The sequence below is a fragment of the uncultured Microbacterium sp. genome (assembly GCF_963521695.1).
Taxonomy (GTDB): Bacteria; Actinomycetota; Actinomycetes; order Actinomycetales; family Microbacteriaceae; genus Microbacterium.
In genome coordinates, this window is the sequence record NZ_CAUQWC010000102.1 from 1 (window position 1) to 11,279 (window position 11,279).

At 70.7% G+C, this 11,279-nt stretch carries 10 protein-coding genes; 3 read left to right on the forward strand and 7 right to left on the reverse strand.

Annotated elements, in window-relative coordinates:
- The 3 genes from RWP81_RS09170 to RWP81_RS09180 all read right to left on the reverse strand — a co-directional run.
- Window positions 1–993: ATP-binding protein (locus tag RWP81_RS09170; RefSeq protein ID WP_314455166.1), on the reverse strand; the 993-nt coding region annotated here is incomplete at its 3' end.
- Window positions 990–1,697 carry a DUF4194 domain-containing protein gene (locus RWP81_RS09175; protein WP_314455169.1) on the reverse strand — a complete coding sequence of 236 codons (708 nt, stop codon included), beginning with the start codon at window positions 1,695–1,697 and terminating at the stop codon, window positions 990–992. The genes RWP81_RS09170 and RWP81_RS09175, both read right to left, overlap by 4 nt.
- Entirely contained in the window at window positions 1,690–3,165 is a 1,476-nt protein-coding gene (locus RWP81_RS09180; protein WP_314455172.1) for a DUF3375 domain-containing protein, read from the reverse strand. The genes RWP81_RS09175 and RWP81_RS09180 overlap by 8 nt, the downstream gene beginning before the upstream one ends.
- A gap of 275 nt (window positions 3,166–3,440) precedes the next feature.
- On the opposite strand from RWP81_RS09180, the gene RWP81_RS09185 reads away from it, so the two are divergent.
- Window positions 3,441–4,817: a hypothetical protein gene (locus RWP81_RS09185; RefSeq protein WP_314455175.1), complete on the forward strand. Its 1,377-nt coding sequence runs from the start codon at window positions 3,441–3,443 to the stop codon at window positions 4,815–4,817.
- A 20-nt stretch (window positions 4,818–4,837) separates the two neighbouring features.
- Window positions 4,838–6,403: a S8 family peptidase gene (locus tag RWP81_RS09190; RefSeq protein ID WP_314455178.1), complete on the forward strand. Its 1,566-nt coding sequence runs from the start codon at window positions 4,838–4,840 to the stop codon at window positions 6,401–6,403.
- Window positions 6,404–6,476: 73 nt separating this feature from the next.
- Here RWP81_RS09190 and RWP81_RS09195 read toward each other — a convergent pair whose 3' ends face one another.
- From RWP81_RS09195 to RWP81_RS09210, 4 genes are all read right to left on the reverse strand, one after another.
- The gene (locus tag RWP81_RS09195; RefSeq protein ID WP_314455193.1) at window positions 6,477–7,889 is read right to left on the reverse strand and encodes an APC family permease; all 1,413 of its coding nucleotides are present in this window, start codon (window positions 7,887–7,889) and stop codon (window positions 6,477–6,479) included.
- Between the two features lie 216 nt (window positions 7,890–8,105).
- Entirely contained in the window at window positions 8,106–9,500 is a 1,395-nt protein-coding gene (locus tag RWP81_RS09200) for an aspartate aminotransferase family protein (protein WP_314455181.1), read from the reverse strand.
- The gene (locus RWP81_RS09205; protein ID WP_314455184.1) at window positions 9,497–9,967 is read right to left on the reverse strand and encodes an Lrp/AsnC family transcriptional regulator; all 471 of its coding nucleotides are present in this window, start codon (window positions 9,965–9,967) and stop codon (window positions 9,497–9,499) included. Before RWP81_RS09205 ends, RWP81_RS09200 begins: the two co-directional genes overlap by 4 nt.
- Before the next feature lie 149 nt (window positions 9,968–10,116).
- The gene (locus RWP81_RS09210) at window positions 10,117–10,914 is read right to left on the reverse strand and encodes an alpha/beta hydrolase (RefSeq protein ID WP_314455187.1); all 798 of its coding nucleotides are present in this window, start codon (window positions 10,912–10,914) and stop codon (window positions 10,117–10,119) included.
- Between the two features lie 57 nt (window positions 10,915–10,971).
- Between RWP81_RS09210 and RWP81_RS09215 the strand changes: the two genes are divergently transcribed.
- Window positions 10,972–11,279 (forward strand): uracil-DNA glycosylase family protein (locus RWP81_RS09215; RefSeq protein ID WP_314455190.1); only part of this gene is annotated, 308 nt, incomplete at its 3' end.

The following is an 11,279-nucleotide window of genomic DNA, read 5'->3' on the forward strand; positions in this document are numbered from 1 at the left end:
TTCCGCCTCGACGGCGCCGAGCAGGTCTACCCGCCGCTGCGCGCGCCAGAGCGACGCGCGCGACGCGGGATCGCCGAAGCGCCCGAGCTCGTCGATGAGGCGGAGGCGCTCGGCGGCCTCGTCGATGCGCGTCTTCATCGCACGGATCGGTTGCAGGGCCCGCACCTGCTGCCGCGCCTCGAGCATGCGCGTGCGCGTGGACTCGAGTCCGTCGAAGTGCGACACGACGGCCTCGGCGACCGCAAGGGTCTCGGGCTCTTCGAGCACCATGCGCTTGTAGAGGTCGTCGACGGTGGTGATCTGCTGCCCGGCCTGGATGCGAGCGAGCAGGCTCATCGCCTTCGCTCCCGACCCCGCCGCGCCGATGCCCAGCACCGCGTGCAGGCGCGCCGAGAACTCGCGGTCGGTCGCGAGGGTGTCCAGGCCCGTGGCCCGCACCGCGGCATCCGACAGATGGGTGCGCGCGGCCGGCTCCAGCGCGCGCAGGTCGAACACTCCGTGCACGGTCGCCCGCACCTTGACGGCGTCGTCGAGGGTGCGCGCCGAGGCCGGGATGTACCACGCCCGAACCGCCGTGAACCGGGCGCCGTCATGGTCGGCCCACGTCATCGCGATCGCCGTCCACGTGTCGAGTCCGTCGCCGCGCAGCACCCGCACCTTCGTGCCCTCGTCGGTGCGCGACTCGTCGAGCTTGCCGCGGCCGTACGACAGGATGTTGCGCTGCTCCTGCCCGCGCGGGCGCCCCACCACCGCGCCGTTCGACGCGCCGTTGAAGGGGGTCGTGTGGGGCATCATCAGCGCCACGTACGCGTCCATGAGCGTCGACTTGCCCGATCCCGACCCGCCGCACAGCAGCGTCGCCGTCGGCGCGAAGCGCACGCGGTGCGTGCCGTCGTAGCCGCCCCAGTTCACCAGCTGCAGGTCTTCGGCGATCCACTGCTGCCCGCGGGACGCGGCGGGGATCAGCCCGAAAAGCGTGTCGAGCATGGTCATGAGAGGAGATCCTTCCCGGGAGTCTCGGATGCCGGGACCTCGACGGGCGAGTCCTGCGTCTGCTCGTCGAGCCACTGCTGGAGCTCGCGGAGCGTCTCGGCGCTCAGCACGACTTCGATCAGGGGGCCGATGCGGTAGCGACCCTCGGACTCCTCCTCGACGATGCCCTCGCGGTCCAGGCGCGCGATCGCGGTGCGCACGGCGCGCTGCTGGCTGGCGCGCGTGCCGTCGCTCTCGGCGAAATAGGTCAGCACGGTCTGCTCGACCTCTTCGACGTCGACGCGGGCCAAGGCGGTACCGGCCGTGGTCTCGCGCTGGAACACCGTGCGCAGGTACACGAGCACCAGCGTCTCGGCGCGCGAATACGCCTCGTCCTTCAACAGGATCGGCACGTCGAGCTCGTCGCTGCGGACCTGCTCCTTGTACGCCACGCCCCGCGAGTGATCCACCACGAGACGCACGAACAGGTCGTTCAGACGCGACTCGATCATCTGCTGGTGCTCGATCAGCAGCTTCCACTCGGCGGGGGAGTTCTCGGCGAGCAGGAATCGGCGCTGCAGAATGCGCACGAGCACGCGCCGCACCTCGGCGTCCAGGATGCCGCGATCGCCGGCGAACAGCGCGTCGGGGTCGTTCTCCATCGCGACGGGGGCGATGAACACCGGGGAGTCGGCTTCGGGTGTTCGACGGTCGACGTCAGTCATCGGCATCCGTTTCTGTGAAGTTCTCTGCTCTGACCGCCCCGAACGCGAAGCGTCGCGTCGTGCCGTCGGGGCGCACGGCCTCGACGATCGAGACGTCGTCGGTCTCGGTCAGCCCGCCGCGGTGCATGATCTCGAGCAGGCCCACGAGGTCGACCGGGCGTCGGGTGCCGGCGTCGGCGCCGGCGAAGGCGGTCGCCAGGTCGAAGCCCTCGTCGAGCGTGGCGACGTAGGCCTCGAGTTCGGCGTAGTGCGGTCCGCCCCAGGCGCGGGTGTCGACGCCGGCGAACTCCACATCGGGATCTTCGGATGCCAGGGGCGCGGGCGCACCGCTCGGGCGCACGTCGCTGAGCGACTGCCGGAGATGCCCGATGTCGGCGAGGGGCAGGGTGCGCACCGGGTCCACCCGTCCGGGCGCGCGCGTCTGGCTCCAGCGGTGAAGCCCCGCCATCACTCCGCGCAGCAGGTCGTCGACCTGGCGGTCGCGGATGGGGTCGTGCGTGCGCACCTGCGCGGTGATCACGTGCGAGGCGCGCCGCTGGGCGGTGAGCACCTCCTGCACCCCCGCCTCGACCCGACGGGCGATGGCATCCAGTTCCGCCCGCTGCTCAGCGGTCATGAGCCGCGAGAATGGCTGGGTGAGCACGGCGTGCAGCTGGTCGGTGAGGTCGTCGATGTTCTCGGGGTCTCCGATCAGGCGCAGCGCCCCCTGGAACGCCCGCCCTTCCGGGGTGGCCTGCATCACCTGTCGGCCGCGTTCGAGGTATTCGCGCAGGACCTCGCCCGTGGGGCGCACGTCGCGGCGGAGCTCCGCCACGACATCACGCTGCATGGCGGTGATCGATTCGGCCACGCGCGAGAAGTCGGCCGGGAGCTCGCGGGCGAGATGGATGACGTTCTCGGCCTCCTCCAGGAGGTGCTCGTCGTCGAGCGGTTCGACGACACCCTCGTCCAGCGCGGCGAGCTCGGCATCGATGGCTTCCCGCTCCGCGAGCAGCACCTCGCGACGACGGTCGGGGTCGCTCTCGGCGTCGCGGGCGAGTCGCTCGACCGCGTCGAGCAGTGTGCGCACGCGCGAGCGCGACACCCGGGCCCGACCACCGCCCGCACGACCGGCGATCTCGAGCGCCCCCACGGCGTGCGCCGAGAGGCGGTACACCTCGACGTCGTCCTCGATCTGCAGTCCCAACCAGCCCACGCGCACCCACCCGCGGCAGATCTCGCGGGCGGAGCCGGCGGGGATGCGGCGGTCGTCGTCAGTGTCGAGACCGGCGGCGCGCAGCTCGTCGATGGCCTCGGCGACCTCGACGTGCGCGTCGGCGACGGCCACGGCGGATCTGTCGGGTGAGAACACCACGGAAAGCACGGCAACGACGAAGGGGGCGAACCGACCGTGCAGGAGATCGAGCGTGGGGTTCTTGAACGCCGTGACCGAGCGCAGGTAGGCGGCTTCGGCTCGGGTGCGGGTCACTGAGGGGAGTCTACCGGGGGGCCTGTGCGGCCACGAGTCGAAGGGACGGGCGCACGGCGGGCGAGAGCGCGGGTGAATCGGACGACGGCGCGGTATCGGTGGCCGGAGAGCGGAACTCCCGCCGACCCGGAACAGGATGCCACCACATCCGCCCTCACCCCGTCTCGCGCGGTCCGACGGGCGAGAGCGCTGCGCCGACCGTGGGGCATGCTCGCGGCGACGTCGTCTGCCCCGTCCCGCACCCGGTGCGTGGGGCACAGAAAGGACCGCCACCCGTGTCCCACCCCTCTGATCCCTCGCATCGGGATGCCACCGTGTCCGATCATCGTGCGGTCCCGCACGCGGCTCCCGGTCGTCGCGCGGTCCTCCACGCCGCCGCGTGGGCGGTTCCGGCGATCGCTCTCGTCGCGGCGTCGCCGGCGGCGGCGGTCTCGGGTCCCGTGCTGTCGTTCTCGTCGACGTCGTACGCGGGCGTCGCCTGCGCCGTCCTCACCGACGTCGTCGTGTGTCTCTCCGACGGCGTCGACGCCATCGCCGGAGCGAGCGTGACGCTGCAGCTGGCCGGGGGATACACCTTCGACGGCGGCGCCGTCACAGCGGTGATCCTGACCGGGGCCGACGGGTCCGCCGCGTGCGGATCGGTCCACGTTCCGGCGGGCGGCACGGTCGGGAGCATCGCCGCCACCACCCCCGGGGCGACGGGGGCGACGGCGACGCTGACGTCGTTCGATGCGCGCCTGCTGTCGTCACCGCGGGGGCTCGCCGACGCCTCCCTCGTTCCGGTCGGCGCGTCGCCCGTCGCCCTCGACCTGTACCTGTCGTCGGGCGTGCTCTACCGCGCGGGCGTGGGCGCCGTCGCAACGGGGATCGACGCGGTCGGCGCCCTCGCGCCCTCGGCCGACGATGCCGCCGCGTTGCTGCTGCCACTGCGGCGCGCCGACGGCAGCGCGGCGGTTTTCGACACCGTCTCCGGTGCCGTCACCGCTGTCGCGGGCATCCCGTCGGGAGCGACACCGGTCGCCGCAGACCTGTTCCTCGCCGGCTCCGCGCTTCACCGCGCGGGCGGCCTCGTCGCGTCCGACGTCGACCTCTGCGGACAGCTCATCGACCATGACGCCGATGCCGCGGGGCGCTCGTATCTGCCGTATCGCGCGACCGACGGCTCGCCGCGGCTCCTGCGCCTGCCCGACGGCGACACCCGGACGGCGTTCGAGTTCGGATCCGCCGGCGGTTCGCCCGCGGGTGCGACACCCATCGCCGACGACCTGTTCTTCGCCGCGGGCGCGATCCACCGCGTCAGCTGGGACGGCTCCTCCGCGTTCGGCACGGGGGTAGTGGCATCCGGGATCTCCGCGTGGGGCGCTCTCACCCCGAACCCGTTCTTCGCCGGCGAACGACTGCTGCCGGTCGTCCGGGCGACGGGGGATGCCGCGCTGCTCATGGTGTCGGGAAACGCCGTGCGGGCGGCCCGCGGCGTCCCGTCGGGGGCGACGCCGTTGGGCGCCGACCTGTTCCGCGTGGGATCCGACATCTACCAGGACGGGGTCGGACTCGTCGCCTCCGAGGTCACCGCCGTCGGCGCCCCGTCGCCCGCATCGCGCGGGGCCACGCGCGTCGTCGTGCCCCTCGCCTCGGCGGTGGCGTCGTGCTGAACGAACCAGAAGGAGACCCCGTGTCGCAGCGTCACCGCCCCACCCACAGGCGCCGGTGGGGGGCGCTCGGCCTCCTCGGTGTGTTGCTCGTCGTCGCCGGCGTGGGCTCCGCGATCCGTCCGATCGTCGACGACACGCGGTCGGTCCCGACGTCCGAGGTACGTGCGGCGCAGCCCGCCCCCGCGACACCGAGCCCTGCGCCGACGGAGGCCTGGTCGGCACCCCTCGGCATCCCCGCGGAGGCCACCGACGAGGAGCGCCTGCGGATCAAACTGTCGTACGACCTCGTCGCGGTCCCCGCCGACCGGCTCGAGCAGCTGCAATCCCTCCCCGGTGTCACCGTGGTGAGCCCCCGCACGCTCGATGACATGGCCTACGCCGCCGTCCGCGAGACCGACGTCGCCGCGGTGCGTGACGCGCTCCCCGAGGCGACGGTCATCCCGAACGACGTCGTCTCCGCCGACCAGGCCCAGACGCCGGTTCCGTCGTGGGGGCTGGACGCGGTCGACAACCCGAGCGCTGTGAGCGACGACGCCTACCTGTACGACTCGACCGGTGCGGGGGTCACCGCGTTCGTCGTCGACAGCGGGGTGCAGTCCGACCATCCCGATTTCGGCGGGCGTGTGGATGCCGCCGCCGGTCACGACGAGGTCGGCGACGGTCGCGGAACCGAGGACTGCAACGGTCACGGCACCCACGTCGCCGGCACGATCGGCAGCACCACCTACGGGGTCGCGAAAGACGTGAGGATCGTGCCGGTCCGCGTGCTGGGGTGCGGCCGCACGGGATCGATCATCGACGTGCTGTACGGGATGCTCTGGATCGAGCAGAACAACGACTCCGCGCAGTCGGTGGTGAACATGAGCCTGGGAAGTCCCCAGATCAGCCTGGTCGACGAATTCGCCGACGACCTCGTCGAGGCGGGGTTCGCCGTCGTCGTGGCCGCGGGCAACGAGGCGCAGGACGCGTGCAACGTCTCCCCGGCGAGCGCTCCCGCACCCCTGACCGTGGGAGCGTTCGACACGGAGCGGGCTCTCGCCTGGTACAGCAACTTCGGCTCGTGCGTCGACATCCTCGCCCCGGGCTCCGACATCACCTCGACGTGGATCGGCTCGACGACCAACACCATCAGCGGCACCTCGATGGCGTCTCCCCACGTCGCGGGACTCGCCGCCCGACTGCTTCAGCTCCACCCCACGTGGGCGACGGCGGAGGTGCAGCAGGAACTCACCACCGCGGCCGCGACGGGGCACATCTCAGGCCTCCCCGCCGGCACGCCCGACCTCGTGGCCGCCATTGCCGGCATTCCCCGCATCGCCACGCTCACGGTCTCCGCGGACGCCGCCGGTCTCGCTATCGCGTGGACCACCAACGACATCGGTTCGTTCACCTCGTTCGCGCTCACCGTCACCGACACGACCACGGGGCGGGAGTACCCGGTCACCGTCGCGGGCTCACGCTCGTCGACCGTCTTCACCGACCCGCAGCCGGGGCACGCGTACACGGTGATCATCACGGGTACGGCGCGGATGCCGTCAGGGGCGCTGGTCACGACGGATCCGGTGACCGCGAGCGCGCCGGGCTGAGGGGCCGTCGCGCGGACTCCGGGAACGCCGGGGGAGTGGCATCCGGTCACCGGCGCCGCGCCCCCGGCGCGGGTCACACCTCCGAGCGCGGCCCGGCGACCGTCTTGTTGACGCCGGTCACCGGCTGGTTCTCGTCGAACGAGGCGATCGGGCGGCGGAAACCCCGCGTGAGGATGACGAGGTACACGACGCCGAGGCTGGTCCAGATGAGACCGCCGATGAGCGCGTGCGCGTCGAGGTTGACCCACAGCAGGCCCGTGAGGAGCACGCCGATCCCCGGCATCACGATGTAGCGGAAGACGTCGCCCGGGGTCTTGCGCAGCCCCTTCCGGATGGCGAACCACGCGATCACCGAGACGTTGACGAAGGTGAAGGCCACGAGCGCGCCGTAGTTGATGTACGCCGCGATCTGCTCGAGGGTGAACGAGATCGCCAGCAGGCTGACGAGACCCACGATGACGATCGAGATCGTCGGGGTGTGCGTCTTCGGGTTGACGAAGCCGAAGATGCGGCGGGGCAGCACGTTGTTGCGCCCCATCACCATCAGCATCCGCGAGACCGACGCGTGCGAGGCGAGCCATGACGCGAGGGTCGCGGCGAACCCGGCAGCCGTCAGCACGGCCTGCAGCACCGGGCCGCCGACCTGCACGCCGATCTCGGGCAGGGTGCTGTTCTCGATCGCCTCGGTCGGGAACGCCGACGCGTCGGGGAAGCGCAGCTGGGTGACGTACGCCGCGATGAGGAAGATGACGCCTCCGGCCACGAGCGTGAGGAGGATCGCGCGGGGCATGATCTTGGGCGTCTTGGCTTCCTCGGAGTACATCGACACCGCGTCGAAGCCGATGAAGGAGAAGCACACGATCGTGGCGCCCGCCAGGACGGCACCGAACTGCACGTCGTCGTGCACGAAGGGCGCGAGCGAGACGGGCGTCCCGGCGCCCGCGCCGCCCACGAGCTGCACCACCACCATGACGACGAAGACCGTCATGACGAGGATGGAGAACACCAGCAGGATCATGTTGATGTTCGAGGTGCCGCGCATCGTCAGGTAGATGACTCCGGTGACGCCCGCGGTGAAGACGACGACCCAGAGCCAGCCGGGGACGTCGGGGAAGAGCGCCTCCATGTAGCTGCGCAGGATCAGCGCGTTGACCATGGGGAGCAGCAGGTAGTCGGTGAGAGCGGTCCACCCGACGACGAAGCCGACGCCGGGGTGGATGGACTCCCGCGCGTAGGTGTAGGCCGAGCCTGCGCTCGGGATGACGCGGACCATCTTGCCGTAGCTCACGGCGGTGAAGGCGAGCACGATGAGGGCCACCGCGTAGGCCGCGGGGACGACGTTGTTCGTCTCCTCGGCGACGAGGCCGAAGGTGTCGAAAACGACGGTCGGGGTCATGTAGCCGAGGCCGAGACCCACGATCGACCAGAGGCCGAGGGTGCGGGCGAGCTTTGCTGCCGAGCCGGACGTGGCCGTCGGGGCGGCGATGTTGTCGTTCGTGGCTCCTCCTAGAGGGTGCGAGGCGCGATCGGGTGTCGCGCGAGCGGGTGCGGTGCGCGATCGGTGTCGCGTCCGTGGGGCTGATGGCGGGGTACAGCACGCGGAGCACCGCTCTGAGTGGGAGCGGACGTGTCGGCCGGGGTCGGGCCGTGGAGCAGGGGCGGGTGAGGATGCCGAACGGGGTGGGTTCGGCATCCCCGGTTCTCAGAGGCGGTTCGCCGCCTCGGTGAGGGTCGCGCGGAGGATCTGTTCGATCTCGGTGAATTCGGACGGGCCGATGGTCAGGGGCGGGGCGAGCTGGATGACGGGGTCGCCGCGGTCGTCGGCGCGGCAGTAGAGCCCGGCGTCGAAGAGGGCCTTCGAGAGGAAGCCGCGCAGCAGTCGTTCGGACTCGTCGTCGTCGAAGGTCTCTTTGGTGGCCTTGTCCTTCACGAGCTCGATACCGAAGAAGTATCCGTCGCCGCGCACGTCTCCGACGATCGGCAGGTCGAGGAGCTGCTCCAGGGTCGAGCGGAAGACGGGGGAGTTCGTGCGGACGTTCTCGAGGAGCCCCTCCTCTTCGAAAACGTCGAGGTTCTCGAGTGCCACCGCGGCCGACACCGGGTGTCCGCCGAAGGTGTAGCCGTGCGGGAACGACGCGTCGCCGTGCGCGAACGGTTCGTAGACGCGATCGCTGATGATCGTGCCTCCGAGCGGCGAGTAGCCGCTCGTGACGGCCTTGGCGAACGTGATCATGTCGGGCTGGTAGTCGTACGCGGTGGCACCGAAGTAGTGCCCGAGACGACCGAACGCGCAGATGACCTCGTCGGAGACGAGCAGCACGTCGTACTTGTCGCAGATCTCGCGCACCCGCTGGAAGTACCCCGCCGGGGCGGGGAAGCATCCACCGGCGTTCTGCACGGGTTCGAGGAAGACCGCGGCGACCGTCTCGGGCCCCTCGAACTGGATCATCTGCTCGATGCGGTCGGCGGCCCACAGGCCGAACTCCTCGGGGGTGCCGCCCCCGAAACCCGACTCCTCGGCACGGTAGTAGTTCGTGTTCGGCACGCGGAAGCCCCCCGGCGTGACGGGCTCGAACATGTGCTTCATGACGGGCAGGCCCGTGATCGCCAGGGCGCCCTGCGTCGTGCCGTGGTAGGCGATCGCGCGGGAGATCACCTTGTGCTTCGAGGGCTTTCCCTGGGTCTTCCAGTACTGCTTCGCCAGCTTGAACGCGGTCTCGACGGCCTCGCCGCCGCCCGTGGAGAAGAAGACGTGATTGAGGTCGCCGGGGGCGAGGTTCGCGAGACGCTCCGCGAGCTCGATCGCGGCGGGGTGGGCATACGACCAGAGCGGGAAGAACGCCAGCTCTTCGGCCTGCTTCGCCGCCGCCTGCGCGATGCGTCGCCGCCCATGACCGGCGTTGACCACGAACAACCCGGCGAGGCCGTCGATGTAACGCTTCCCGGTGGAGTCGAAGATGTGGTGGCCCTCGCCCTTGACGATGATCGGGACGCCGGGGCCGTCGGTCATCACCGACTGACGGGAGAAGTGCATCCAGAGGTGGTCGCGGGCTTTCGCCTGCAGGGTGGAGTTCTGGTCGGTGTCGAGAAGGGTCATCGTGTTCCCCAGTTGTAGAGCTGACGGTGGAGCTTGAGATAGACGAACGTCTCGGTCGAGACGACGCCGGGGAGCGACCGGATGCGGTCGTTGAGCAGGTCGATGAGGTCGTCGTCGCTCTCGCACACGACCTCGACGAGGAGGTCGAACGATCCCGCGGTCGAGACGACGTACGTCACACCGGGGAGCTCGGTCATCCGGGCGGCCGCGACCCGGGTGTCACCCGAGACGCGCACGCCGATCATGGCCTGTCGCGCGAAGCCCAGCTGCAGCGGATCGGTGACCGCGACGATCTGCAGGATGCCGGCATCCTGCATCTTCTGCACGCGCTGGCGCGTCGCGGTCTCGCTGAGGCCCACGGCTTTGCCGATCTCGGCGTACGAGCGGCGCCCGTCCTCCTGCAACTGCTCCACGATCGCCTTGGAGAGACCATCGAGAACGGTGGTGCGTTCGGCCGAGATGCTCATGATGGGCGACGGTATCAGCGCAGCCGAGTCGATATCAACGATGATCTCGACATTCACGGAGGCGTAACAACGCGGAAACCGTCGTTCATCGGGGTGGCGGTCGTTCCCTGATCGCGTGAGAAGCGGGTGCTCGCGCCGGGGCGTGCGCCTCAGACCTCGCGCGCGAGGAACTCCAGACCGGCCTCGCGGAACGTGCGCGCACCGGGGGCGTTGACGTGGTGGCGCCCGGGGATGTCGGAGAACTCGCCGCGCGGGAGCAGCGAGGCAAGCCGTGCCGACTGGTCGTGGATCGGGTCTTCGGTGCCCGTGGCGATCAGCACCGGCTGCTGCGGCGGCGACGTCGGATCGGGATCGGTCTCGCCCAGGCGCATCCCCTCGGCGATCGCGACCAGGGCTCGCAGATCGTTGCCGGGCACACGCTCGGCGAGCGAGACGTAGCGCAGGGTCGTGGCGTCTTCGACCGGGGTCCCGTGGTCGAGGAACGCCCGGGCCTGTTCGACCTTCAGGCGCGCGAGGGGGCGACCGTCGGGGATGCCGCCGAGCACCGCCCGCTCGACGTGCTCGGGCGCGTCGACCGCGAGCTGCCAGCCGACACGACCGCCCAGGGAGTACCCGAGGTAGCGGACCGAATCGAGCAGGTAGGTGTCGAGCACCGCGACGAGGTCGGAGACCAGGGTGGGCATCGTGTACGACGCGGCGTCGAACGGCTTCTCGCTCGCTCCGTGACCGCGTTGGTCGACGGCGACCACGCGGAACCCGGCGCGCAGCAGGTCGCGCACCCATCCGGTGTTGACCCAGTTGTCGCGCGTGCTCGATCCGAAGCCGTGGACGCACAGCACGGGATCGGCCTCGTGGTCACCCCAGGTGTATGTCGCCAGGCGCACGTTGTCGCCGACGAGGACGTACTGCGGCGCGGGCATCTCGGTCAGGGCGGGCACGGCATCCATTCCTCCGATCCTGGCAGACGCTCAGCCGCCGCCCGGGGTAGTGGTCATAGTGGTCTCATGGGATTCACGCGCGCCGAGCTGGAGTCGTTCCGGGATGCCACCATCCCCGACCTCGTCGAGCCGGGGGTACGGCTGCTCTTCGTGGGCATCAACCCGGGGCTGTGGACGGCGGCGACGGGCACCCCGTTCGCGCGTCCGGGCAACCGGTTCTGGCCCGCGCTGGTTGCGGCGGGCGTGCTGCCCCGGCTGCCGCGGTACGCCGAGGAGCTGGGCGACGACGATCGTCGCATGATCTTCGACGCCGGCGTCGGGGTGAGCAACCTCGTCGCCCGCGCGACCGCGCGCGCCGACGAACTGTCGCGCGA